Consider the following 23,485-nt stretch of genomic DNA (forward strand, 5'->3'; position numbering starts at 1 on the left):
GAAAATGATTTAGTCGAAAATCCCAAATCTAAAATCCCAAATCGTAACTATGGACGTTAGTAGAGAGAAAGCGCCAACTGCACAAGAGACGTTCATGCAGATGGCTCAAGCTGCTGGTTTGCGAGGCCGCATCCTTGTAACCATTGGCTTACTGATTTTAGTACGCCTGGGTGTCCACTTGCCAGTCCCCGGAATCGATCGAGTCGCCTTTGCCCAAAACGTCCAAAATAGCCCTTTAATTGGCTTTCTGGATTTGTTCTCAGGAGGCGGGCTGTCAGCTTTGGGGATTTTCGCGTTGGGGATTTTGCCCTACATTAATGCTTCAATTATTGTGCAACTTCTAACTGCGGCTCTGCCAAGTTTAGAAGACTTGCAGAAAAATGAAGGGGAAGCAGGGCGGCGCAAGATTTCTCAAATTACTCGCTACGTTTCTTTGGGCTGGGCAATTCTGCAAAGTATAGGCATTGCGATTTGGGTCAGCCCTTTTGCTCAATCTCCAGCGCCTTTATTCATAGCACAAACTGCTTTGGCTCTGACGGCAGGGTCGATGTTTGTGATGTGGGTGTCGGAATTGGTGACGGAACGAGGTATCGGAAACGGAGCGTCGCTGCTGATATTTATCAACATTGTGTCGGTTTTGCCGCGATCTTTGGGACAAACTTTTGAATTGGCTCAAAGCGGGGACACGCAAGTAGTCGGCCGCGTAGTCGTTCTGCTGCTGGTGTTTTTGGTGACGATTGTCGGGATTGTGTTTGTTCAGGAAGGTACTCGCCGCATTCCGATTATTTCTGCCCGCCGCCAAGTCGGCCGCAAAGTTTATCGGGAGAGCCGGAGTTATCTGCCCCTTCGCTTGAATCAAGGCGGAGTGATGCCGATTATTTTTGCATCTTCGGTGTTGATTGTACCTTCTTTCCTCGCTCAATCTCTCAATAACCCGTTTTTGGTTCAAGTGGCTAATGTTTTGAGTCCGAACGGCCCTGCCCCTTGGGCTTACGCGCTGTTTTATCTAACTTTGATTCTGTTCTTCAGCTATTTCTACGCTTCGTTGATTGTCAACCCCGTAGATATGTCTCAGAACTTGAAGAAAATGGGCGCCAGCATTCCTGGCATTCGTCCGGGTCAGAAAACGAGTGATTATGTGGAGAAGGTTTTGAACCGTTTGACTTTCTTGGGAGCGATTTTTCTCGGTCTGGTGGCCATTGTACCAACTGCTGTAGAAAGCGCGATCGGCGTGCAAACTTTTAGAGGTTTTGGCGCAACTTCCCTACTGATTCTAGTAGGTGTGGCGATCGAAACTGCTAAGCAAATTCAAACTTACGTCATCTCCCAGCGATATGAAGGAATGGTGAAGTAATCGCAATGCAATTGATTTTTATGGGACCTCCAGGGGCGGGAAAGGGAACTCAGGCTCAGCTCTTAGCCGCTCTCTGGAAAATACCCCACATTTCTACAGGTGATATCCTGCGCGCCTGCGTAGTTGCCAAAACTGACTTGGGTCAAAAGGCACAATCCTACATGGATCGGGGAGAGTTGGTTCCTGACGAGTTATTGATGGATATCGTGAAAGAACGCATGAATCAGCCAGATGCTAGTGCTGGCTGGATTCTCGACGGCTTTCCCCGCACAGTGCCGCAGGCAGCTTTTTTTGACAAACTGCTCTCCGATGTTGGCGGTGGGGCAAGTTCGTCTGGAAAGGGCTGCGAGCTCAAAGCTGTCAATTTGGACGTACCTGACAATGTTTTGGTGGCTCGCCTGCTGTCGCGGGGGCGTCAGGATGACAACGAACAGACGATTCGCCGCCGTTTGCAAGTTTACCGCGAGCAAACAGCACCTTTGATTGAGTTTTACAGAAACCGCGAACAGTTAGTTGCGGTTGATGGCGATCGCCAGATGCAGGAAGTTACCGCAGAACTTCAAAAGGCTCTCTCAGGAGACTCTTGAGCCTTCTCAATCGAGCCTGTCACCCCCAACAACTTTTGCTAAGATGTGTTAACTAGGAGCTTTTTGTGCTATTTGGTTTTCTGAGGGTTGCTAGTTCCAAGATTGAGGTCAATCAATTCTAATTGCCCTAACTTTATTTGAGTCTCACTAAAGTTAGCAGTTGGTTGAGTCTTTAAGTCGATCGAGTCTCCCTTTCCCCGGTGCTAGTTTGACACCTACCAATCAATAGGTTGTCAAGGCGAACCCGGACACTCCTAGTTAATCAAATGTAGAGTTGAGGTAAATACCAAATTGTCTAAGCAAGATTTAATTGAAATGGAAGGGACAGTGACGGAATCCCTGCCTAATGCGATGTTTCGCGTTGACCTAGACAATGGGTTTAACGTGCTGGCTCACATTTCCGGCAAGATCCGCCGCAACTACATCAAAATTCTGCCTGGCGATCGCGTCAAAGTCGAATTGACTCCCTACGACTTGACCAAAGGCAGGATTACTTATCGCCTTCGGAAAAAATAGGCTTAGATAAAACTTTCTAAAAACTAATTCTAAGTTTAATTTAGAGAGAATTTGGTAAAAAGCTTCAAATTTATGCTATAATGCTACGTTTGTAGTGTTGCCGAGAAGGGCGTCAACAACCCACCAGTGTAGCGGGTTAAGTCATTGTTACACCGTCAAAGTATCGCTAGCCAACTCTCTGGCGCAGGCGAACTTGACCCAGCAATGGGAGTGGGTGCAAGCGGGCTCCTTCATGAAACAACCCGCACTTTATACAATTTAATCGAGGAGAGGCCTACACCTTGCCCAGCCTCTCCTCCCACCGCTCTACGGGCAGTCCCAGCGTGCCTGCTCTCCGGTAGAGCGGGGTTCTCCAGGCAGGAAGAAAGATGAAAGTTCGAGCATCTGTCAAAAAAATTTGTGAGAAATGTCGCGTCATCCGCCGTCGCGGTCGAGTGATGGTGATATGCACTAACCCGAAACACAAACAGCGCCAAGGTTAGAAAAAAGCAAGATTGGGCAATGCACGCAGGTGCATCCTAATTGAACATTGTAGCCAAACAGGAAAACTAGGGAGACAAAAAGTGTGGCACGGATTGCCGGGGTAGACCTTCCACGCGATAAGCGCGTCGAAATAGGTCTGACATACATTTACGGAATAGGCTTGTCGAGGGCCCAAAAAATTATCGCTGCAACAGGCGTAAATCCTGACACTCGCGTCAAGGATTTAACAGAGGCCGACGTGACCGCTCTGCGGGCTCATGTAGAAACCACATACCAAATCGAAGGAGACCTCCGGCGCTGGGAGTCAATGAACATCAAGCGCCTGATGGACATCGGAACTTATCGCGGTCGGCGTCACCGTTTGGGTCTGCCGGTGCGGGGCCAGCGAACCCGTACCAACGCCAGAACCCGTCGCGGCGTCCGCCGAACAGTTGCGGGCAAGAAAAAGGCACCTTCCAAGAAGTAACATCTTTTTTGGAAAAATACGCTGGGGGCTGCGGGCTCCTAGCGCTTCGGGACATTAGTTGAGAGAAACGTTAAAGAGACTAATATGGCGCGACAACAAACAGGCAAGAAATCTGGTGCAAAAAAGCAGAAACGGAATGTACCCAATGGGGTAGGCTACATCCAGTCTACCTTTAACAACACGATTGTAACTATTACCGACCTCAACGGCGAAGTGATATCCTGGGCATCGGCAGGTTCCAGCGGTTTTAAAGGAGCTAAAAAGGGAACTCCCTTTGCAGCTCAAACAGCAGCAGAAAGTGCTGCCCGCAGAGCCAACGACCAAGGAATGCGCCAAATAGAAGTAATGGTGAGCGGGCCTGGAGCAGGTCGAGAAACTGCAATCCGGGCGCTGCAAGGGGCGGGACTGGAAATCACCCTGATTAGAGATGTTACCCCAATTCCTCACAACGGCTGTCGCCCTCCCAAGCGGCGTAGAGTCTAAAACGATTTGAGATTTTAGATTTTAGATTTTGGATAATGGCTAACTGCTTAAAGTCAAAAACTAATGGTTCTAACTGTTGCCCCGTCCATCCAAAATCCGAAATCCGTTCAGGGGTATGCTCTGCAATCTAAAATCCAAAATCAAAAATCCAAAGTGGAAAAGGGAGGTCACTCCGTGGCGCAGTTTCAAATTGAATGTATAGAGTCTAACACTGACAAAGACCGCAGTCAGTACGGAAAATTTGTCCTGGAACCGCTCGATCGCGGTCAGGGAACAACTGTTGGGAATGCGCTTCGGCGAGTTCTGCTGTCAAACTTGGAAGGAACGGCAGTAACTTCAGTCCGAATCGCGGGCGTCAATCACGAGTTTGCCACGATCGAAGGGGTACGTGAGGATGTTCTAGAAATTCTCCTGAACATGAAAGAGGTCGTCCTCAAAACTCATTCTCAGCAGCCGCAAATCGGCAGGTTGCGGATTGAGGGGCCCGTCACCGTTACGGCCGATCGATTCGATTTGCCCTCAGAGGTGGAATTGATCGATCGATCCCAGTACATTGCAACTCTCTCCCCAGGCTCTGTTCTGGAAATGGAATTCAGAATTGAAAAAGGCATCGGATACCGAGCAGTAGACCGCAGTCGCGATGATGGGTCGGCTTTGGATTTTCTCCAAATTGACGCCATCTTTATGCCGATTCGCAGAGTCAACTACAGCGTTGAAGATGCTCGGGTAGGCGGTACGGTCGAGAAAGACCGGCTGATTATGGAAATCTGGACTGATGGCAGCGTGACTCCTCAAGAAGCTTTGAGTCAATCTGCCAACATCCTGGTAGATTTATTTGCACCTCTCAAAGACATCACCCAAGATTCTCTCAAACCAGAGTATCCAGGTGAAGCAGATCCTACTAGCCAAATTCCGATCGAAGAATTGCAGTTGTCAGTCCGAGCTTACAACTGTCTCAAGCGGGCTCAAATCAACTCAGTCGCAGACTTATTGGATTATACCCAAGAAGACTTGCTCGAGATCAAGAACTTCGGGCAGAAGTCTGCCGAAGAAGTGATTGAAGCTTTACAAAAACGCTTGGGCATTACCTTGCCACAGGAAAAATCAGCTAAAAGTTAATCAACGGGTAACGGGTAAAAAAGTTCTGAATTTTAAGTAGGTGAGTTTTTAAGTTAAAGAATTCACCGCTCAAAACTCGCGGACTATCCCGGCACCCAATTACCAATTACCAATTACCAACTGCTATGCGTCACCGCTGTCGCGTTCCCCAACTCAGCAAACCGGCTGACCAGCGCCGCGCCCTACTGCGCTCGCTGACGACCGAATTAATCCGCCACGGTAAAATCACTACCACTCTAGCCCGCGCCAAAGCGCTGCGCTCAGAGGCGGACAGGATGATTACCCTTGCCAAAGATGGCTCCTTGGCCTCTCGCCGCCAAGCTATGGGCTATATCTACGATAAACAGTTAGTACACGCCTTGTTTGAGGCCGCACAAGAACGGTACGGCTCGCGCAACGGGGGCTACACCCGCGTAGTACGAACTGTCCCCCGTCAAGGAGACAATTCCGAAATGGCGATCGTTGAACTGGTTTAATTCAATTTTGGGTTGGAGATTTGTGATTTATGACTGACAATCGAAAATCCCCAATCGAAAATCCCCAATCGATACAGCGCGTTGCTCTGGTGATCCAATACCTCGGCACAAACTTTCACGGTTGGCAGCGACAGCCGAACCAGCGTACAGTACAAGAAGAAATTGAAACAGCAATATCGACTGTTCTGGGACGCCCGGTAACGCTGCACGCTGCCGGGAGAACGGATGCGGGAGTTCACGCCGCTGCTCAAGTAGCCCATTTTGACGCCCGGGGCCCAATTCCGGCTCACCGCTGGGCAAGCGTTCTCAACTCTCGACTGGCAAAAGATATTTTAATTCGAGCTTCGGCAAAGGTGGAACCTACCTGGCACGCTCGGTTCTCAGCCAGTTGGCGGCGCTATCGCTACACCCTTTATACAGACCCGACCCCTAATTTGTTTGTGCGTCCTTTTGCTTGGCACTGCTATCACACCCCTGTGGATGAATCTTTGATTCAGACAGCTTTGACACCGCTAATCGGGCGGCATCACCTGGCTGCTTTCCACCGCGCGGGGTCTGCCCGCCCCCATTCCTGGGTGGACGTGCAAGCTGCAGAGTGTCAGCGTTCTGGGCCTTTTATCTATATTGAGGTTCAGGCGAGCGGGTTTCTGTACGGGATGATGCGGCTGCTGGTGGGGTTGCTGGTGCAGGTGGGTCGCGGGGAAAGGCCGATCGACAATTTCACAGATATCTGGGTCAACGAACGCCGAGAAATGGTAAAATATGCCGCTCCCGCTCAAGGTTTGTGCCTGCTGCGGGTTGGCTATTGTGAATTTCCCTTTCCCGCAGATGTCTGGTACGACACTCAGCCAAAATTAGTCATTAGTCATTAGTCATTAGTCATTAGTCATTAGGTAACTACTAATAAAAAACTAAGGACAACTAACAATTAAAAACTGACAACTGACAACTGACAACTGACACCTAACAACAGTTAACAGTTAACCGACAACTAACAACAAACAATGAACAAAACTTACGTTCCTACTCAAGACTCCCTAGAGCACAAGTGGTACGTGGTCGATGCCGCTGACCAGCGGCTGGGCCGTCTGGCAACTGAAGTTGCCATGTACCTCCGGGGGAAACACAAACCGACTTACACTCCTTCTATGGATACCGGCGACTTCGTAATTGTCATCAATGCTGACAAAATCGCTGTTACTGGCAAAAAACGCACCCAGAAAATCTACCGCCGCCATTCTGGAAGACCGGGCGGGATGAAAACAGAAACTTTTGCCAAATTGCAAGCACGTTTGCCCGAAAGAATTGTCGAAGAAGCTATACGGGGAATGCTGCCTCATACTTCTCTGGGCAGACAACTGTTTACTAAACTCAAGGTGTACGCTGGCCCCAACCACCCGCACCAAGCTCAAAAACCAGAAGAATTAATTGTTCACACGATTCCGGGAGGAAATGAGTAATGCAAGCAACAGATACATCGGGTCGCGCTGTGTACTGGGGTACCGGCCGCCGCAAGCGTTCCGTAGCGCGGGTGCGCTTGGTTCCCGGCACTGGCATACTGACTGTCAATGGTAAAGAGGGGGATTTGTACCTGCAATTCAACCCTACTTATTTGGCTCTCGCTAAGGCCCCTCTGGAAACTTTGGGTCTGGAAAATGAGTACGACATTTTGGTAAAAGTCGAAGGCGGTGGCTTGACAGGTCAGGCTGACTCGATTCGCTTGGGTGTCGCTAGAGCACTTTGTCAGTTAGACCCGGACAACCGCAAGCCTCTCAAGACTGAGGGCTATTTGACTCGCGACCCGCGGGCCAAAGAACGGAAAAAGTACGGTTTGCGGAAAGCTCGCAAAGCTCCTCAATACTCGAAGCGGTAATCGAGGGAAGAAGGAAGAAGGAAGAAGGAAGAAGGACGAAGAAAAAGGCAAAAATTATCTATCCAGATTTGATCTGCCTTTTTTTGAAGTTTATTTCCGATTCCTGATTCCTGGTTCCAACAGATATAAGACAAAATTCGTGCTGTTGTTGGTGTACAAGTCCTGCGGCAGCTAAAATGGTTGTAAAGTCAAAAATTAGAGAGTAAAAAACAATGGCAAAAGATGGCATTCACCCTGAGTGGTATCCCGAAGCTCAGGTTTATTGCAACGGGGAACTTGTGATGACTGTGGGTTCAACTAGACCAAAGCTTCAAGTAGATGTCTGGTCGGGAAATCATCCTTTTTATACTGGCACTCAGAAGATTATTGATACTGAAGGTCGTGTGGAGCGCTTTATGCGGAAATACGGCATGAGCGAGGTAGAAATGCCGAAGGCAGATGCTTCCTCTGGACCGCTGAAAATGGAAGAGCCGAAAGCAGATGCTTCTAAGGCTGCTGGTAAAGGCAAAAAGAAGAAGTAGCCGGATTGTCATTTGTCCGCAGTTTGTTGAGAGTAGTTCTTTCTACTGGCAACTTACCGCCCTCGGATTTTAGATTTTAGATGGAAGACTGGCTGCGGCTGGCAGTAGAGTTCGATCGCGTAGAGTTCGATCGACATTCTATCCTAAGTGTTCTTCAGTTCTAAGATCTAAAATCTAAAATCGATCCGCCCTCGGATTGGAGAGTTTAGATTGAAGACTTGCTACGGCTGGCAGTAGAGTTCGAGCGAGTAAAGTTCGATCGAGATTCTATCCCAACTGTTCTTCAAATCTAAAATCTAAAATCTAAAATCTAAAATCTAAAATCGATTGACAAAGGACAACTGACAATGGCCGAATCTTATTTGCTGGATAAATTGAAGTCGGTAGAGCAAACTTTTAATGAGTTGACTCGCCGCATGGCTGACCCGGATGTGGCTAGGGACAATCAAGAGTTTCAACGGGTAGCGAAAGCTCGATCGTCCTTGGAGGAAGTGGTCGATACTTTTGCTCTGTGGAAAACGACTCAGGAAGATTTGGTGGGCGCGCGACAGGTTCTCAAGGAAGCCGCGGGCGATCGAGATATGCAAGAAATGGCTGCGCTGGAAGTTGACGAACTTGAGTCGAAGCTGGAGAATTTGGAAAGTCGTTTGAAGGTTTTGCTGCTCCCCCGCGACCCGAACGATGACAAGAATATTATGCTGGAAATTCGGGCGGGTACTGGCGGAGATGAGGCTAGTATTTGGGCGGGAGATTTGCTGCGGCTGTATACCCGTTACGCTCAAACTCAAGGCTGGCAGGTGAAGTTGGTGAGCGAGTCGCTGGCGGAAATGGGCGGGTTTAAAGAGGTGATTCTGGAAATTACAGGCGACAGCGTTTACAGCAAGCTGAAGTTTGAGGCTGGAGTACACCGGGTGCAGCGGGTGCCTGTGACTGAGGCTGGCGGCCGGGTGCATACTTCGACGGCGACGGTGGCTGTGATGCCGGAGGTTGATGATGTGGAGATTCACATCGATCCGAAGGATATTGAGATGAGCACGGCTCGATCGGGCGGCGCTGGCGGTCAAAACGTGAACAAGGTGGAAACTGCTGCGGATTTGTTTCACAAGCCGACGGGAATTCGGATTTTCTGTACTGAGGAGCGCAGTCAGTTGCAGAATAAGGAGCGGGCGATGCAGATTTTGCGGGCTAAGCTCTACGAGATGAAGTTGCGGGAGCAGCAGGATGAGGTGAAGTCGCGGCGTTTGGCTCAGGTTGGTACTGGTTCGCGATCGGAGAAGATTCGCACCTACAACTATAAGGACAATCGGGCTACCGACCACCGTTTGGGGGAAAATTTCTCGCTCAATAGTGTTTTGGAAGGGGATATTGAGGGGATTATTCAAACTTGCATTTCTCAGGATCAGCAGGAACGTTTGGCTGAGTTGGCTGCTTCTACTAATTGATGGAGTGATGGGGGGCTAGGCGCATTGTTTGCTCAGCCTCAGTTCCCTTGTTACGCGGGAGATATGCTTGAGCAGGGCTTCCCAAATTCCATCGGCGCTTTGGACGGGATATTTGAAATGTTCGAGGTCGTACTGTACAACTTCTTCTAGTGGTTGTAAGGTTTGCTGGTTGCGGCGGGTTTTTATGGCTGCGATCGCCTCTTGTTGCCAACGCGCAAATAATATGTAGCTGAAGTTATATTAGATATATTCTCACTCAGATTCATTTGGCTGTTGACCTTATGAAGCATATTATGAAGCAAAAACTTCCCCGGATCAACCCGACTACGCTGATTAAGAGTTTGGGGCGATTTACCCTGCTTGCGACCTTTGCTTTTGGTCTGGGGACTTTGAGAAACTGGGAACATTATAACAACTATTGGCATGGCACAATCTTTCGCGTGCAAACAGTTGATTTCAATATGTTATCTCATACTCTGCCAGTAAAACTATCCTATACCTTATTACAAGGAAACATAGGAGAATTGCAGCGTACTTTAGACAGCAACTATGGATTATTTGGGCTGATTGTTACTGATTGCCAAATATCTACCAAAGATTGCCTATCCGAGCAAATTCTTTATCAATCAAAATCTTCTCAGAAGTGGACAAAGGAAATTTCATTAGCAACTTTATCAAACCATCCATACGACTTACTACAAAATCCACCTCCGCTGCAAACAGAGCGACAATATGCTAAACCTGATGATAGTAAACCCATCCCTACTGGTAAAGTTAACTCAGGAGAAATAATCGGTCGTGTATACTATGTCCGGGGAGTACCGCCGACATTTATTGAAGATTATAATAATTGGATTAAAAATCCCTTTAAAAGAACAGGTTCCCGGACTCTTTACACATCGACATTCGCTTTATTTTTCGTTAGTGGTTTGAGCGCGTGGATAATTATTGAGGTAGTTTTATCTGCCAAACGGAATGAGCAGCACCTTGCACAGCAACAAGGGGAACAATTACAGCGGGAAATTCAACTGATTAAGCTGCAATTAGAAGAGAAAAACCAGCAAACTATCAAATTAATTGACCAGCGAGAGAGAGGTCTTGCTGAACTGGAATCTTATCGGCAAGAACAGGAGCAAAATAAGGGAGAACTGGAAAATGAAATTGCATCTTATGAAAGCGAACTGGCTCTTAAAGAACAGCAACAGCAAGAAACTGCTCAAACTTTAGAAGACGACTTGCAATTACTATGGCAAGAGTGGCAAGAAACGTCTCAGCGAGAATCTGAAGCAAAGCAGCGGAGTGAAGCGCTCTATCAGACAATAGTTGATTTGAAGCGCGATCGAGATTTAATACAACAGCAATCCCGTCAGCTAGAGCAACAGTTAGAAACAATACCTAATATTAATGAACTCAAGGCTGCTCTAGATATTAATAATGAACTCAATGCTGCTCTAGAAGGAGCTAGGACAGAATTAGATCGGACTAAGGAACAGTCAAGAGATTGGGAAAAATTTTATGTGGAAGAAATTGATAGGTTAGAAAAAGAAAAAGTTCAGTTAAACAGCAAATTATATTCATCTAAAAGCAAAACTCAGTTCTTAGAAGATCGAAAGAGGCAGTTAGAAAGCGATCTCTGTGCAGCCAAATATCAGACTCAAACATTAGAAAATACTATTGAATCTCTAAACGTTCGGCTTCAAAATCAGTCGCAAAATTCCCATTCAGCTATACCTTGGTCTCAATTGCCAAGCATTTCAGGTAGAGAAGCTATGGGGTCTTTAGAGCGTTTGGGATTCAGGAGAGATAGGCAAAATGGCAGTCACGTTGTTCTCGAACGGGTTCGGGTTGTAAAGCAAATAGATAGTTGTACTGTGCCACTCCATGATGAATTAGATTCTGGGACACTAGCTGGAATTCTTCGCCAAGCAAATGTTACCCCAGAGGATTTTTTAGATAATCTGTGATCGTGTTGAATCGGAAAAAACAATTTTAATGGAGTTTAATTATAAATGAAATTTAGGGTACTCGAAACACTAATTGCTAGTTCTCTTATTCTATCAATTTCATCCTTGTCATCTGCTCAAAGTAATCAACAAGATTCTACAATTCTACCCACAGGAACTTACTACTCTCAAGGAACCATGTTCAATAATTCCCGGAGAGAAATTGCACATAAAAACAATAGAATCTGTATTAAGATTGTCAAGGGCCCTGCAAATCCTTACAAGGGAGTGGAAGATATCACAATTAGCAGCGTGTCTTTTCAAAAGGGGAAATTCTATATTGATGCTACCGGAGAAGAGTTAATCTTAGAAAAAAATGGAAAAGTAATAAATAGTGGTCGTGGTGGTGTATGGGAGTATAGAGGCACCTCACCAGATCCCAGGAGTCAACCTATACAGGCTCAAAAAATGGCAGAGTGTGTAGCGGCTCAAGGACGATATGTAGAGAAGATGCAAGGAATATCCATCTCAGGAATCGATTTTCCCAAGCATTAACCACGATCGACATAGGTGGGGGTTAATGGGGGACTAGGCGCAAGCTAGGCTGAGCCTTTGTTCTCTGTTGAGGTGGCGGATGTGGTTGAGCAGGGCTTCCCAAATTGCATTGGCGATCGCCACTGGATATTTGAAATGTTTGAGGTCGTATTGTACAATGACTTCTAGGGGTGCTAGGATTTGCTGGTTTTGACAACTGGCAATTGCTGCGATCGCCTCTTGTTCCCATCTGGCAAATAGTCTGTAGCTGAAAAAGGAACTGCATTTTTGTCCTTTCTTGTTCAGGTAAACGACTATTACTTGATGTTGTTTGGGGTAGACTTTGACTATGCGGTTGACCGGCATTCTCAGGGCTTCGGCTGCCTCTTTTTTGGAGATTTGCCAGCGCTGGGGTTTGAGCCAACCGGAGGCTGTGAGGCTTTGACGGGTGTTGCGTGAGTTGTGCGTGTTTTGGCTGCGTCTTTTGGTCATTTTTGCTTCCCCTGATGTCTGTCTCTGGTTTCTAAGTTCGATCGGGCTGTCCGCTTAGATTGTGTTCCTAGCTCAGAACCATTTATTTAGCCACCCTTCGGTGCATTTAAAGTTAGGTTGTAATTATTAGTTTACTTGCCATCAGCGCGTCTGTCAAGTGTAATTATGAATTGCAAGTGGAAAATTCTGGAGTTGGGAAGTAAACTGAGTTATGTGTGATTTAAGTAATGACGGCAGTTGTGAACGCAGAAGCTAAGAAAAAATTGATCGAAATTGTCAAACTAGCTCGCGGTTCCATGAGTCAGCGGGCATTTGGCAAGCTTTTGGGGGTCTCGGCGACGGCTGTTCAGTTGTGGGAAAAAGGTCAGAGCATCCCAGATACAGAAAATTTGGCTCAGATTTCAGTGAGGGCCGGGTTTACACTTGAAGAGCTGCTTGCTCATCTCGAAGGCAAGCCTATGCGTGAACCCGTAGATACTAACGATCTGCTCAAGAAAATCCAATGTATGCCACTGAGTGACTTAGCAGTGATTGTTCGAGCTGGTATGGAGCGACTGGCTGATGCTGCTGTGGCTTCAGGGAAGTATGGTTGATGTAGGTAGGCCTGTTTACTTGTAGGTACGATCGAGTAGCTTCTAAGGCGTGAACATCCAAAATAGACAAAAACTTAGTGAAATCATCAAAACTGCCCGTGGCTATATGAGCCAACGAGCGTTTGGCAAGCTTTTGGGGGTTTCTGCGACTGCTGTGCAATTGTGGGAAAGGGGCGATACTGTTCCAGGAAACGGAAAACTTGGCTAAAATTGCTGCGAGAGCTGGTTATTCGCTGGAAGAGTTTCTCAACTTTTTGGATGGCAATCCAGTCTCGCAAGCCCCAGAAATTAACGATATTTTGAAATACTCACCGACCTGAAGGTGCGGTGATTCTTGACGCTTCATAGAGTTCTGCTAACCGTTGCTAGCCTGACAAACCCTCTGCGCCCGTTTAGAGTCGTGGCGATTCCCCATCCCGACTTTCTCTATAATTTTAGCCGCATTCTCATCTCTGTCTTGCTCAGTACCACAACTCATGCAAACCACTGAACGAATAGACAAATCAATTTTTCCCCACTTAAAGCCACAGTCCGCACAGACTTGGCTAGTAGGTTCCCACCTACTAATTACTTGAAACTCTCTGCCAAATTTTTCGGATTTGGATTCACAGAGAGTTCTAAATTCTCTCCATCCTTGTTGGCTAATCGCCCTTGAGAGTTTCCGATTCTTCAGCATTCCTGACACGTTCAAATCTTCCAGAATAATCACTTGGTTTTCGTTGACGATTTTGGTTGATAATTTATGCAGGAAATCTTTACGGGTGTCCGTAATACGATTGTGTAGTGTGGCGAGCTTGATTCGAGTTATATTTCTCCTTTTGGAATCTTTGGGCTGGCGGGCTAACTTGCGTTGGAGTTTGCGAACTTTCCGGTCTAACTTTTTGTAGCTAGGACTTTCGGCTTTTTCGCTGTTACTCATTACTGCAAAGGTTTTGATTCCCAAGTCAATTCCGATACTTGGGTTTTTAGCTTCGACTTGAATTGGTTGAACCTCTACAACAAAACTTAAAAAATAACGGTTTGCACAATCTTTGATTACTGTGACAGAGCTAGGTTCTGAAGGTAGATTTCTCGACCATACTGGATTGACAATACCAATTTTAGCTAAATAGACACCCCCATTTTTGAAGGAAAACCCTCCCATCCTAAATCGCGCTGATTGCCTATTTGTTCTTTTTTTAATTTAGGATACTGAACTTTACGACCTTTCCGCTTTCCCTTACAGGAGTTGAAAAAGTTCTGGAAAGCTGTTTCCAAATCAGCTAGAGACTGCTGTAAGGGGATATTAGAAACTTCACTTAACCAAGCTCTTTCTTCGGTCTTTTTGGCTTGGGTTATTACTATTTTCTGAAGTTCAGCAGAGCTTGGCTTTTTCTCAAACTGTTTGCAGAGCGCTAGGGCATCATTCCAGACTACTCGACAGCATCCAAACAACTGAGCTAAACTCTGCTGTTGCTGATGAGTCGGATAAATTCTGTATTGATACCTTGCTTTCATTATTTTCCGTTACTTACTTGCTTTATTATACTAGGCTTTACCAACAAAATTAAGAGACTTCAAAGAGAATTAATGCCGTCTTGAAAGACGGGGCTTGTATCCCCATTTCTTGGTCAAAAAAATTCAGTTTTTGCCTCTGAGTCAGGTGGCGCTAATTGGCAAAGCTGTAGCTGATAGATTCGCTGCGTCGGCTGAGGCTGCTGGGGAATGAGTTAGGATCGATCGCGATCGCCCGTTTTGCAGAAGTAGATCCCGATCGCCCTTAAAAATTTCCACCACTCGTGCATATCACAAATCGAGTAATTTGTCAATGCCAAATCTACTTTGTTACGGAGTGCGATCGCCCTTATCGACTGACGCACTCCGACAAAGAAACCGGATTTTTTACCACAAGACGCCTTGTCACCGACATATTAGGTAAAAAACCCGGTTTCTGGTGGGGTGGGGATCCTGCCCGCCCATAAAGGTTTCAACCTTCTTGACTCCCGAATTGGAATTTATTTCTACGCGATCGACTGTTGCAACTATGAGTTTTGTTGGCAAAAAAATTTGGTCGCGAGGTGGCACAAGGAATCTCGATCGATCTGAGATTGACTCACCAGGAGATTTCTGAGGCGATGGGAATTACGCGGATTACGGTGACGCGGCTGATGTGTCGGTTGGAGGAAGAGGGAATTATCGATCGCACTCGCCCTCAATACATTGTTTTAACTTCCCGTTTGTAACATGGGATTTATCTGGAAAAGGGATGACAGTGAAGTGTTTGTGAGTCATCAGCTAGCTGAGCAATAATTCTAGGGCTTGTGCTTAAAGCACATCTGAGATATCATGATAATGATTATCATACTCAATCTAGTGCGATACAGGCGAGCGCACCTAAATTTTGGCTAGGAAGTGCTATCCACAAGAGCTTTGGGATACTTAGCAGCTTTCTGAACTAAGCTGTTGTACCTTTAAATAGGGTATAATAAAAATTAAGTTTAGTCAATATCTACAAAAATGCCAGCCAAAAACCATCTCAATTCCAAACAAATAGATCAACTACAGAAAGCCTTAAAAGAGGAAGAAAAAGCCAATATTAGAGAAAGGATTCTGATTTTATTATTGCTAAATGACGGAAAAACACAATCTAAAATCGCTGAATTTTTGGGTTGTTCAATAAATAAAGTATCTTATTGGTGTATGAAGGGAGACCCCGACAATCTAGAAAGTCTAATAGATGAAAGGATGAAGGGAAATCACAAAAAAGCCACCGATCAATATATAGAGATATTATTAGAAACTATAGAGAAAGACCCTCAAGAACTAGGATATGATTTTGGACGATGGACAGCGCAGAGATTAGCAACATACTTAGAGGAATCCACAGGGATAAAATTAAGTGGAGGACAAGTTCGGAGGATATTAAAGCAAAAAAAGTATGTTTACATCTGGGCAAAGTATAGTTTGGAATCAAAGAGAAATCCCGAAAAAAGAACAGCGTTTAAAATAAAGATAGCCGAATATTTAAAAACAGAAAAAGAATCCCCAGAACGATTACAGGTATGGTTTTGGGACGAGAGTGGATTTAGTTTAAGAGTCACCCGAAGAAAGAACTGGTGTAAAAAAGGAAGCCGAAAAAAGGTCAGAGGAGACCGAAGAAAAGGCAGAGTTAATGTAATGGGAGGAGTGAGGAATTCGGATAAAAAAAGGTGGGTAGAATTCCTCAAAAAAGGCAATTCATATAATTTTTATCAAGTGCTAAAACTATTTTATGAAGAGCTAATTAATGAATGGGTATCAGCAGGTCATCAAGCCTCAGAATTTGCTAAAAAAGGAGCGAAAATAGTGATTGTTCTGGATAATGCTAGTTTTCATAAGAAAGAAGAGTACCTGCAAATAATTGAAACAGAAATGCCTAATCTTCATTTAGAATTCCTCCCCGAATACAGCCCAGACTATAACTTAATTGAATTAGTATGGCATTCGGCAAAAGAATATATTGCCAATCGACTTTTTACATCTATTGAAGAGCTAGAGTATTTATTGCACCGCCTCTTAAATGAAGGGCAATTAATAATTAAATGGAATCGCAAAATCAAAAATAAGGGCAATGCTTGTATCACAGTTTAAATGTGCAACAGCTTAACAGCAGGGCCTCTACAATTAATCAATGAGGGACAATGACTAATCTCACTGTACAAACCCCAGATTTAATTTCCGATTTTCCCAAGAGAGGAATGCCAGTCACTATAATTACCGGCTTTCTCGGCAGCGGAAAAACGACTTTACTCAATCAAATCCTCAAAAATCGTCAAGATTTAAAAGTAGCAGTTTTAGTTAACGAATTTGGCGATATTAACATCGATTCACAGCTTTTAATTTCTACCGAAGATGATATGGTAGAGCTGAGCAACGGCTGTATTTGTTGTACCATCAACGAAGGCTTAGTTGATGCAGTATACCGAGTGTTAGAACGGGAAGACCGCATCGACTGCATGGTGATTGAAACCACGGGAGTTGCCGATCCACTGCCGATTATATTGACATTTATCGGCACGGAATTGCGGGATTTAACCAGTCTAGATTCTGTCCTAACTGTAGTCGATAGCGAAACATTCACCACCGATCATTTTGATAGTGAAGCAGCGTTAAAACAAGTAGCATTTGCAGATATTGTGCTGATGAACAAAACTGATTTAGCTCCTTCAGAAAAAGTAGAAGAATTAGAAGCTTACATTCGCACTGTGAAAGAAGGAGCGAGAATTTTACACTCTGAATATGGTGAAGTTCCTTTACCCTTGATTTTGGGTGTAGGTTTAACCCAAGCCGATCTTTTCGATAATTTTGAAACCGAGGCAAAACACGAGCATCACGAACACGAACACCATCACGAGCATAACCATCACGAGCATCATCACGAACACGAAGATCATCACGAACACCACCATCACGGACATCACTCCAATCACTTAGATAATGACGGATTTATTTCGCTATCATTTCAGAGCGATCGACCTTTTGATCTCCACAAATTCCAAGAATTTCTCACCCAAGAAATGCCCTTAGATGTATTTCGGGCAAAAGGGATTCTCTGGTTTGAAGACAGTCCGATGAGACACATTTTTCAACTTAGTGGCGCGCGCTATGAACTAAATGCTTACGAATGGTTGACTCCACCTAAGAATCAACTCGTAGTCATCGGTCGCAACTTAGATACCGCTCAAATTCGAGAACAACTTAACAGTTGCTTAATTTAAGCTTGCATCAATCTCAGTATCACATCCATAGCTAAGATATTTTAGATTTACAGCATTTTCCCTGTATATGTGGTACACACAATCTTATGGAAACTAAGGTGCGTCGCCAACCGTAAAAAAGCTATTTATCTCCCAGATCCAGCAAGCGACGTACCCTAGAAATTAACTGACAATATAGGTGCTACTGTACTTTATGAACTTGGAATATGCTGTAATTACGCCGTTAGTAGTTGCACGTTTTGACAGCAAAAACCGTGTAACTACCAACGGTTGATTTCATATTTTTTAGCTATTAAACTATTAAGAAACAATCAACTATTTTAATGTTTTATTTTGTAATTTTTGTTATAGTCAAAGGGCAAATAAAAGTCCATAGCCACTGTTAAACATTTTCACAAACTGCAAGCATGACTTTATCTACTCGTCCAGAACTGACTTCTCCAAATGGTATAGTGTCATCGATTACTACCCAATCTCAGCCCGCTGTCTCAGATGAAGAAATGAGACAAGCAGTGCGTACATTGCTGCTAGGATTGGGAGAAGACCCAGACCGTGAAGGGTTACGAGATACACCGAAACGAGTTGTCAAAGCCTTGCAGTTTATAACTGAAGGTTATCGTCAATCTCTCGACGAATTGCTCAACGGAGCAGTATTCACAGAAAATGCTAACGAAATGGTGTTAGTGCGGGACATTGATATTTTCAGTTCCTGCGAACATCACATCCTGCCAATTATTGGCAAAGCACACGTTGCGTACATCCCCAACGGCAAAGTAATTGGACTGTCAAAAATTGCTCGAATTTGTGAAATGTACGGCCGCAGATTGCAAGTACAAGAACGCTTAACTGCACAAATTGCGGATGCACTTCAAGGATTGCTAAAACCTCAAGGTGTAGCAGTTGTAATTGAAGCAACTCATATGTGTATGGTAATGCGGGGAGTGCAAAAACCAGGTTCTTGGACTGCGACTTCAGCGATGCGGGGAGTGTTTACTGAAGATGCCAGAACTCGTCAAGAATTTATGAGTTTAATCGCGCACAAATCAAGCTTTCACTAGAATCATCGGCGAATAATATTCGCTGATATACCAACTTTCATCCGGCCGCGCTGAGAAAAGAAAAGAGAGGCATAATTTGATTTCCATCCTGTTGTCTCTCTTTTCTGTTCATTTCCTCCCTCTGCGCCCTCTGTGCCCTCTGCGGTAAAAAATATTACTTGAGGAAATACAACTCCTGTAAACTGAATATGGATCAAAAATATTTGTGGATAGAAGCTTTAAAATTTAACGATCGAGGTTTGATTCCGGCGATCGCCCAAGACGATCGAGATGGTACCATTTTAATGATGGCGTGGATGAACAAAGAGTCAATTAAGCAGACTCTAGCTACAGGAGAAGCACACTATTGGAGCCGATCGCGCTCTGAATTTTGGCACAAAGGCGCGACATCCGGGCACATCCAAAAAGTCAAACAAATATTTTACGATTGCGACGCCGATACTATTCTGCTCAAAATAGAACAGATTGGTGCAATAGCTTGTCACACAGGCGTGAGGAGTTGTTTTTTCAATTCCGTGGCGCTACCGCTGCGCGCAAATTGACTGCAATAAACCTCTCCAGAAAACCAAGTCTTGAACAGGCAGGATGCCTGTTCCACAATAAATATGGGAGAGGTCTAATGATACAATAATAATGATTATCATTATTGCTTTTAGTTCCTATGTCATCCGCAAACAACGTCGAGTCCGCCGTTCCCACTCCAAACGATCGAAATCCCTCCCTCACAACCATCCGTCCCCGCCGCCTGCGACGCACACCAGCTTTGCGCCGTATGGTACGGGAAAATCACCTGACAGTTGACGACCTCATCTATCCGATGTTTGTGATGGAAGGAGAAAGGCAAAAAGTTGAGATTGCTTCCATGCCCGGTTGTTATCGCTATTCGCTGGATTTATTGCTAACAGAAATAGCCGAATGTTGGAATTTGGGGATAGGTGCGATCGCCCTTTTCCCAGTAATCTCAGAAACAAAAAAAGATGACACCGGAACCGAAAGCTACAACCCAGAAGGATTGGTGCAACAAACAGTCAAAGCTATCAAACAAAACATTCCCGAAATAATTGTAATTACCGACGTAGCCCTCGATCCTTTCACTTCACACGGACACGACGGTTTAGTTGACGAAAGCGGTAAAATCCTCAACGATCCAACTGTTGAAGTATTAGTAAAAATGGCTGTTTCTCAAGCCGCTGCTGGTGCAGATATGGTAGCACCTTCCGACATGATGGACGGCAGAATCGGCACAATTCGCAAAGCCTTAGATGCCGCAGGATACATCGATACCGCAATTCTGGCTTATTCAGCAAAATATGCCTCTGCCTATTATGGCCCGTTTCGAGATGCCCTCGATTCTGCCCCAAAGTTTGGAGACAAAAAGACTTATCAAATGGATGCGGCTAATGCACGAGAAGCACTGAAAGAAGTTGCTTTGGATATCGCAGAAGGTGCAGAGCAGATATTGTGATGGTAAAACCTGCTTTGGCTTATCTCGATATTATCTGCCAAGTGCGCGAAGCAACTAATTTGCCCGTAGCTGCTTATAATGTTAGTGGCGAATACGCAATGGTAAAAGCTGCTGCACAGTTGGGTTGGATTGATGAAAAGCGGATTATTTTGGAGACTTTGACGAGTATCAAACGGGCTGGTGCCGATTTGATTTTGACTTATTTTGCGAAGGAAGTTGCTTTGATGTTGAAATATTTGTAGTCAAACCCGCCACACAGAAACAGTGCGTTAGCGAAGCTTGCAGAAGACGATCGCCCCACCACACCAAACAAAATAGTCCCAAACCCACGTCGAGGCTAGAAACCGGGTTTTTTAGCTAATCTTCTAGTACGAATGCGTCTTTTCGTAAAAAAACCCGGTTTCTGGGGCCCCACGTGTAACTTCCACCAAATCAAAATCTAGCAATACGCTAAAAATCTTTAAAATTTGTTAAGATTAACACGACCTCAGCGCCGGCATCCCATCCGCCGCTAAACCTCCCCTTCCCCAGTCCCCACAACAATGCTGCGACTCGAACACATCAGTAAAATTTACCCCACAGGCGTCGTACTCAAAGATGTCACCTGGGAAGTCAAACCGGGCGATCGCATCGGCTTAGTAGGCGTTAACGGTGCCGGCAAATCCACCCAACTCAAAATCATCGCCGGCGAAATCGAACCCACCGCAGGCGAAGTCATTCGCCCCGCCAGCCTCCACATCGCCTACCTCTCCCAAGAATTTGAAGTAGATCCGACTCGCACCGTCAGAGAAGAATTTTGGCGCGCCTTCAGCGAAGCCAACGAAGTCCACGAATCCCTGATGCAAGTGCATCGAGACTTGGAAGCCTCCAACCCAGAAAATCTCGACGAACTGATCCACAAAATGGATCGGCTGCAACGGCAATTTGAAGGCTTAAACGGCTACGGTTTAGAAGCCCAAATCGAGAAAATTCTGCCCGAAATCGGATTTGAACCCGAAGATGGCGATCGATTAGTCAGCGCCTTCAGCGGCGGCTGGCAAATGCGGATGAGTTTGGGCAAAATTCTCCTGCAAAAACCCGACATCCTGCTGCTAGACGAACCTACCAACCACCTCGACTTAGAAACGATCGAATGGCTCGAAGTATACCTCAAAGGGCTGACAACCCCGATGGTAATCGTATCCCATGACCGGGAATTTCTCGATCGGCTCTGCACCCAAATCGTCGAAACAGAACGCGGCGTTTCCACCACCTACCTCGGCAACTACTCCTCCTACCTGCTGCAAAAAGCAGAAGCCAGAGAAGCCCAACTCAGCGCCTACGAAAGCCAGCAAAAAGAACTCGAAAAACAGCAAGCATTCGTAGAAAAATTCCGCGCCAGCGCCACTCGCAGCACCCAAGCCAAAAGCCGCGAGAAACAGTTAGATAAAATCGAACGTATCGAAGCGCCCACCGGCGGATTAAAAACTTTGCATTTCCGCTTTCCCCCCGCACCCCGCAGCGGTCGCGAAGTAGCAATAATTGAAGATTTGGTACACACCTACGGCGAAAAAATCCTATTTTTGGGAGCCGACTTGTTAATTGAAAGGGGCGATCGCATTGCCTTTCTCGGCCCCAACGGCGCGGGCAAATCAACCCTGCTGCGGATGATTATGGGCTTGGAAAAGCCGACTGAAGGTACGGTCAAATTGGGAGGCCACAACGTCATCCCCGGTTACTTTGAACAGAATCAGGCAGAGGCATTAGATTTGAATAAAACCGTGATGCAAACGATTCACGACGAAGTTCCCGACTGGAAAAATGAAGAAGTTCGGACTTTGTTGGGCCGTTTCTTATTTACGGGCGAAACAGTATTCAAACAGGTTGGCGCTTTAAGCGGCGGCGAAAAAGCCCGCCTAGCTTTGGCAAAAATGCTGTTGACTCCCGTGAATTTGCTGATTTTGGACGAACCGACAAATCACCTCGACATTCCGGCCAAAGAGATGATGGAAGAGGCGATTCAGAATTATGACGGTACCGTAATTATCGTTTCACACGATCGCTATTTCATCTCCCAAGTAGCTAACAAAATTGTCGAGATTCGGGATGGAGAATTTCGCCCTTATTTGGGAGATTACCACTACTATCTCGATAAAATTGCTGAGGAAAAAGAGCTAGCAAAAATCGCAAAACTGGAAGCTGAAAAAGCGGCTAAAAAAGCAGAAAAAGAAGCGAAGAAAAAAGCAACAGCTAAGCAAAAATAAAGCTGCAAGGATCGCAGATAAATCTTACATCTGCGTCGATCTGCATTCATCTGCGGTTAGAAATAAACAAATCCCTATTTCTAACCGCAGATTCTATTAATCATCTGATTCGCCTGCGACTCATAACTCCCACCAAACAAATTAAAATGATTCAAAATGTGATATAGATTATATAAAGTTTTGCGCCGATCGTAGCCTCCATCTAACGGCCAAACCTGATTGTATCCTCGATAAAACTGCGGCGCAAACCCGCCAAATAACTCCGTCATCGCGATATCAACTTCTCTATCTCCAAAATAAGTTGCCGGGTCAAAAATGACCGGTTCCCCCGCAGATGTCACCCCCGCATTTCCCCCCCACAAATCCCCGTGAACTAGCGAGGGTTGCGGTTCGTAACCTGCTAAAAATTCAGGAATCACATCTAATAAACGTTCCGCTTGCGGAAAATGGCCGCCCCGACGCTTAGCCAATTTTAACTGATAACCAATCCGATGTTCGGTCCAAAATTCTGCCCAATTTGCCGTCCAAGTATTCATTTGCACCGTTGAGCCGATCGTATTATTCCTATCCCACCCAAAAACTCCCCTAAGCAAAGTAGAATTAGCCTCTTCTTCCCCCCTTAGCAAGGGGGGGCTGGGGGGGGTATATTTGTGCATTTCGGCGAGTTTCCGACCCATTTCTTCCCAAACTTTATCGCCCCCGCGTCCTCCCAAATCCAACCATTCCAACACAATATAAGCTGAATTCCCCTCAGTTCCCCAGCAAATCGGTTGCGGTACTCGAATCGTCTGGGTTGCCCGTATTTGCTGCAAACCTAAAGCCTCGGCTTCAAACATCGCAATTTGGCAAGCTTGATTAATTTTCGCGAAGTAAGTGCGGGAACTGCTGCTGATAGAATAGCCTTGATTAATGCAGCCACCGCTGACGGAACGGCGATTGTCGATCGAAAATTTGTTTCCCGTTACTTCGCTAATGCGTGCGGCAATTTTATCCCACATTGAATCAAATCGTCTTGAGCGTTGAGAGCGATCGGAATTAGTTTAACCCACATTCTTCCGCACCCACAACTGGCACATACGCGGATTGAGGGGGTAAAGTGAA

General features: G+C 45.6%; 28 protein-coding genes and 1 pseudogene. 24 read left to right on the forward strand and 5 right to left on the reverse strand.

The annotated features are described in order from the left end of the window. Positions 1–49: 49 nt before the first annotated feature. The 15 genes from secY to OSC7112_RS26230 all read left to right on the forward strand — a co-directional run bounded on the left by secY (position 50) and on the right by OSC7112_RS26230 (position 11,818). A complete protein-coding gene (gene secY, locus OSC7112_RS26165; RefSeq protein ID WP_015178720.1) occupies positions 50–1,354 on the forward strand; it encodes a preprotein translocase subunit SecY in 1,305 nt (434 codons plus the stop codon). A 5-nt stretch (positions 1,355–1,359) separates the two neighbouring features. Further along, complete coding sequence (locus OSC7112_RS26170; protein WP_015178721.1) at positions 1,360–1,941, forward strand: adenylate kinase; 582 nt, start codon at positions 1,360–1,362, stop codon at positions 1,939–1,941. Positions 1,942–2,232: 291 nt separating this feature from the next. Then, positions 2,233–2,457, forward strand: a complete 225-nt coding sequence (gene infA, locus OSC7112_RS26175; RefSeq protein ID WP_006276978.1) for a translation initiation factor IF-1 — start codon at positions 2,233–2,235, stop codon at positions 2,455–2,457. Between the two features lie 368 nt (positions 2,458–2,825). Then, positions 2,826–2,939, forward strand: coding sequence for a 50S ribosomal protein L36 (gene rpmJ, locus OSC7112_RS36205; protein WP_015178722.1), 114 nt, complete (start codon positions 2,826–2,828; stop codon positions 2,937–2,939). An 83-nt stretch (positions 2,940–3,022) separates the two neighbouring features. After that, complete coding sequence (gene rpsM, locus OSC7112_RS26180) at positions 3,023–3,406, forward strand: 30S ribosomal protein S13 (protein ID WP_006634981.1); 384 nt, start codon at positions 3,023–3,025, stop codon at positions 3,404–3,406. An 84-nt stretch (positions 3,407–3,490) separates the two neighbouring features. After that, the gene (gene rpsK / locus OSC7112_RS26185) at positions 3,491–3,889 is read left to right on the forward strand and encodes a 30S ribosomal protein S11 (protein ID WP_006634980.1); all 399 of its coding nucleotides are present in this window, start codon (positions 3,491–3,493) and stop codon (positions 3,887–3,889) included. A gap of 174 nt (positions 3,890–4,063) precedes the next feature. Continuing rightward, positions 4,064–5,008 (forward strand): DNA-directed RNA polymerase subunit alpha, encoded by a 945-nt coding sequence (locus tag OSC7112_RS26190; RefSeq protein ID WP_202798589.1) that lies wholly within the window; start codon positions 4,064–4,066, stop codon positions 5,006–5,008. A gap of 125 nt (positions 5,009–5,133) precedes the next feature. Beyond that, positions 5,134–5,484 (forward strand): 50S ribosomal protein L17, encoded by a 351-nt coding sequence (gene rplQ / locus OSC7112_RS26195; protein ID WP_006634978.1) that lies wholly within the window; start codon positions 5,134–5,136, stop codon positions 5,482–5,484. Between the two features lie 29 nt (positions 5,485–5,513). Further along, positions 5,514–6,356, forward strand: a complete 843-nt coding sequence (gene truA, locus OSC7112_RS26200) for a tRNA pseudouridine(38-40) synthase TruA (protein WP_015178724.1) — start codon at positions 5,514–5,516, stop codon at positions 6,354–6,356. Between the two features lie 132 nt (positions 6,357–6,488). Further along, a complete protein-coding gene (rplM, locus tag OSC7112_RS26205; protein ID WP_015178725.1) occupies positions 6,489–6,944 on the forward strand; it encodes a 50S ribosomal protein L13 in 456 nt (151 codons plus the stop codon). Then, entirely contained in the window at positions 6,944–7,357 is a 414-nt protein-coding gene (gene rpsI, locus OSC7112_RS26210; RefSeq protein WP_006634975.1) for a 30S ribosomal protein S9, read from the forward strand. The genes rplM and rpsI overlap by 1 nt, the downstream gene beginning before the upstream one ends. A 212-nt stretch (positions 7,358–7,569) precedes the next feature. Then, positions 7,570–7,878 (forward strand): 50S ribosomal protein L31, encoded by a 309-nt coding sequence (gene rpmE / locus OSC7112_RS26215; protein WP_015178726.1) that lies wholly within the window; start codon positions 7,570–7,572, stop codon positions 7,876–7,878. Between the two features lie 347 nt (positions 7,879–8,225). Further along, a complete protein-coding gene (prfA, locus tag OSC7112_RS26220) occupies positions 8,226–9,320 on the forward strand; it encodes a peptide chain release factor 1 (RefSeq protein ID WP_015178727.1) in 1,095 nt (364 codons plus the stop codon). A 293-nt stretch (positions 9,321–9,613) separates the two neighbouring features. Next, complete coding sequence (locus OSC7112_RS41280; protein WP_223300692.1) at positions 9,614–11,284, forward strand: type II toxin-antitoxin system HicA family toxin; 1,671 nt, start codon at positions 9,614–9,616, stop codon at positions 11,282–11,284. 45 nt (positions 11,285–11,329) lie between these two features. After that, positions 11,330–11,818 (forward strand): hypothetical protein, encoded by a 489-nt coding sequence (locus tag OSC7112_RS26230; RefSeq protein WP_015178729.1) that lies wholly within the window; start codon positions 11,330–11,332, stop codon positions 11,816–11,818. Between the two features lie 33 nt (positions 11,819–11,851). Here the strand turns inward: OSC7112_RS26230 and OSC7112_RS34770 are convergent, their stop codons facing one another. Further along, positions 11,852–12,289: a hypothetical protein gene (locus OSC7112_RS34770; protein ID WP_015178730.1), complete on the reverse strand. Its 438-nt coding sequence runs from the start codon at positions 12,287–12,289 to the stop codon at positions 11,852–11,854. 227 nt (positions 12,290–12,516) lie between these two features. On the opposite strand from OSC7112_RS34770, the gene OSC7112_RS26240 reads away from it, so the two are divergent. Together OSC7112_RS26240 and OSC7112_RS42475 are read left to right on the forward strand one after the other, a co-directional pair. Then, positions 12,517–12,882, forward strand: a complete 366-nt coding sequence (locus tag OSC7112_RS26240) for a helix-turn-helix domain-containing protein (protein ID WP_015178731.1) — start codon at positions 12,517–12,519, stop codon at positions 12,880–12,882. A gap of 106 nt (positions 12,883–12,988) precedes the next feature. After that, positions 12,989–13,090 (forward strand): helix-turn-helix domain-containing protein, encoded by a 102-nt coding sequence (locus OSC7112_RS42475; RefSeq protein ID WP_339374334.1) that lies wholly within the window; start codon positions 12,989–12,991, stop codon positions 13,088–13,090. A 147-nt stretch (positions 13,091–13,237) separates the two neighbouring features. Here the strand turns inward: OSC7112_RS42475 and OSC7112_RS26250 are convergent, their stop codons facing one another. From OSC7112_RS26250 to OSC7112_RS41965, 3 genes are all read right to left on the reverse strand, one after another. Then, a complete protein-coding gene (locus tag OSC7112_RS26250) occupies positions 13,238–14,026 on the reverse strand; it encodes an RNA-guided endonuclease InsQ/TnpB family protein (protein WP_317623920.1) in 789 nt (262 codons plus the stop codon). After that, positions 13,987–14,379 carry a helix-turn-helix domain-containing protein gene (locus OSC7112_RS42220; RefSeq protein ID WP_317623921.1) on the reverse strand — a complete coding sequence of 131 codons (393 nt, stop codon included), beginning with the start codon at positions 14,377–14,379 and terminating at the stop codon, positions 13,987–13,989. The genes OSC7112_RS26250 and OSC7112_RS42220 overlap by 40 nt, the downstream gene beginning before the upstream one ends. A 141-nt stretch (positions 14,380–14,520) precedes the next feature. After that, positions 14,521–14,655: a hypothetical protein gene (locus tag OSC7112_RS41965; protein ID WP_263053558.1), complete on the reverse strand. Its 135-nt coding sequence runs from the start codon at positions 14,653–14,655 to the stop codon at positions 14,521–14,523. A 260-nt stretch (positions 14,656–14,915) separates the two neighbouring features. Here OSC7112_RS41965 and OSC7112_RS26255 point away from each other — a divergent pair, with 260 nt between their 5' ends. The 7 genes and pseudogenes from OSC7112_RS26255 to OSC7112_RS26290 all read left to right on the forward strand — a co-directional run bounded on the left by OSC7112_RS26255 (position 14,916) and on the right by OSC7112_RS26290 (position 22,384). After that, positions 14,916–15,104: a helix-turn-helix domain-containing protein gene (locus OSC7112_RS26255; RefSeq protein ID WP_223300693.1), complete on the forward strand. Its 189-nt coding sequence runs from the start codon at positions 14,916–14,918 to the stop codon at positions 15,102–15,104. 274 nt (positions 15,105–15,378) lie between these two features. Continuing rightward, entirely contained in the window at positions 15,379–16,491 is a 1,113-nt protein-coding gene (locus tag OSC7112_RS26260) for an IS630 family transposase (RefSeq protein ID WP_015176282.1), read from the forward strand. 50 nt (positions 16,492–16,541) lie between these two features. Then, positions 16,542–17,618, forward strand: coding sequence for a CobW family GTP-binding protein (locus OSC7112_RS26265; protein ID WP_015178733.1), 1,077 nt, complete (start codon positions 16,542–16,544; stop codon positions 17,616–17,618). A gap of 407 nt (positions 17,619–18,025) precedes the next feature. After that, positions 18,026–18,676, forward strand: coding sequence for a GTP cyclohydrolase I FolE (folE, locus tag OSC7112_RS26270; protein WP_015178734.1), 651 nt, complete (start codon positions 18,026–18,028; stop codon positions 18,674–18,676). Positions 18,677–18,864: 188 nt separating this feature from the next. Next, a complete protein-coding gene (gene hisI / locus OSC7112_RS26280; protein ID WP_015178735.1) occupies positions 18,865–19,218 on the forward strand; it encodes a phosphoribosyl-AMP cyclohydrolase in 354 nt (117 codons plus the stop codon). A gap of 230 nt (positions 19,219–19,448) precedes the next feature. Then, a pseudogene (gene hemB / locus OSC7112_RS26285) lies at positions 19,449–20,383 on the forward strand (porphobilinogen synthase). Between the two features lie 300 nt (positions 20,384–20,683). Next, complete coding sequence (locus tag OSC7112_RS26290; protein ID WP_015178736.1) at positions 20,684–22,384, forward strand: ABC-F family ATP-binding cassette domain-containing protein; 1,701 nt, start codon at positions 20,684–20,686, stop codon at positions 22,382–22,384. An 80-nt stretch (positions 22,385–22,464) separates the two neighbouring features. On the opposite strand, the gene OSC7112_RS26295 is transcribed toward OSC7112_RS26290, so the two are convergent. Next, positions 22,465–23,382 (reverse strand): fructosamine kinase family protein, encoded by a 918-nt coding sequence (locus OSC7112_RS26295; protein ID WP_015178737.1) that lies wholly within the window; start codon positions 23,380–23,382, stop codon positions 22,465–22,467. Positions 23,383–23,485: the final 103 nt, after the last annotated feature.

It is taken from the genome of Oscillatoria nigro-viridis PCC 7112 (genome assembly GCF_000317475.1).
Taxonomy (GTDB): Bacteria; Cyanobacteriota; Cyanobacteriia; order Cyanobacteriales; family Microcoleaceae; genus Microcoleus; species Microcoleus nigroviridis.

Bases quoted from the DNA above. Each gene is read 5' to 3' on its own strand.
- secY (WP_015178720.1), top strand. From the start codon at position 50: ATGGACGTTAGTAGAGAGAAAGCGCCAACTGCACAAGAGACGTTCATG.
- OSC7112_RS26170 (WP_015178721.1), top strand. From the start codon at position 1,360: ATGCAATTGATTTTTATGGGACCTCCAGGGGCGGGAAAGGGAACTCAG.
- rpmJ (WP_015178722.1), top strand. From the start codon at position 2,826: ATGAAAGTTCGAGCATCTGTCAAAAAAATTTGTGAGAAATGTCGCGTC.
- rpsK (WP_006634980.1), top strand. From the start codon at position 3,491: ATGGCGCGACAACAAACAGGCAAGAAATCTGGTGCAAAAAAGCAGAAA.
- rplQ (WP_006634978.1), top strand. From the start codon at position 5,134: ATGCGTCACCGCTGTCGCGTTCCCCAACTCAGCAAACCGGCTGACCAG.
- truA (WP_015178724.1), top strand. From the start codon at position 5,514: ATGACTGACAATCGAAAATCCCCAATCGAAAATCCCCAATCGATACAG.
- rplM (WP_015178725.1), top strand. From the start codon at position 6,489: ATGAACAAAACTTACGTTCCTACTCAAGACTCCCTAGAGCACAAGTGG.
- rpsI (WP_006634975.1), top strand. From the start codon at position 6,944: ATGCAAGCAACAGATACATCGGGTCGCGCTGTGTACTGGGGTACCGGC.
- rpmE (WP_015178726.1), top strand. From the start codon at position 7,570: ATGGCAAAAGATGGCATTCACCCTGAGTGGTATCCCGAAGCTCAGGTT.
- prfA (WP_015178727.1), top strand. From the start codon at position 8,226: ATGGCCGAATCTTATTTGCTGGATAAATTGAAGTCGGTAGAGCAAACT.
- OSC7112_RS41280 (WP_223300692.1), top strand. From the start codon at position 9,614: ATGAAGCAAAAACTTCCCCGGATCAACCCGACTACGCTGATTAAGAGT.
- OSC7112_RS26230 (WP_015178729.1), top strand. From the start codon at position 11,330: ATGAAATTTAGGGTACTCGAAACACTAATTGCTAGTTCTCTTATTCTA.
- OSC7112_RS34770 (WP_015178730.1), bottom strand. From the start codon at position 12,289: ATGACCAAAAGACGCAGCCAAAACACGCACAACTCACGCAACACCCGT.
- OSC7112_RS26240 (WP_015178731.1), top strand. From the start codon at position 12,517: ATGACGGCAGTTGTGAACGCAGAAGCTAAGAAAAAATTGATCGAAATT.
- OSC7112_RS42475 (WP_339374334.1), top strand. From the start codon at position 12,989: ATGAGCCAACGAGCGTTTGGCAAGCTTTTGGGGGTTTCTGCGACTGCT.
- OSC7112_RS26250 (WP_317623920.1), bottom strand. From the start codon at position 14,026: ATGGGAGGGTTTTCCTTCAAAAATGGGGGTGTCTATTTAGCTAAAATT.
- OSC7112_RS42220 (WP_317623921.1), bottom strand. From the start codon at position 14,379: ATGAAAGCAAGGTATCAATACAGAATTTATCCGACTCATCAGCAACAG.
- OSC7112_RS26260 (WP_015176282.1), top strand. From the start codon at position 15,379: ATGCCAGCCAAAAACCATCTCAATTCCAAACAAATAGATCAACTACAG.
- OSC7112_RS26265 (WP_015178733.1), top strand. From the start codon at position 16,542: ATGACTAATCTCACTGTACAAACCCCAGATTTAATTTCCGATTTTCCC.
- folE (WP_015178734.1), top strand. From the start codon at position 18,026: ATGACTTTATCTACTCGTCCAGAACTGACTTCTCCAAATGGTATAGTG.
- hisI (WP_015178735.1), top strand. From the start codon at position 18,865: ATGGATCAAAAATATTTGTGGATAGAAGCTTTAAAATTTAACGATCGA.
- OSC7112_RS26290 (WP_015178736.1), top strand. From the start codon at position 20,684: ATGCTGCGACTCGAACACATCAGTAAAATTTACCCCACAGGCGTCGTA.
- OSC7112_RS26295 (WP_015178737.1), bottom strand. From the start codon at position 23,382: ATGTGGGATAAAATTGCCGCACGCATTAGCGAAGTAACGGGAAACAAA.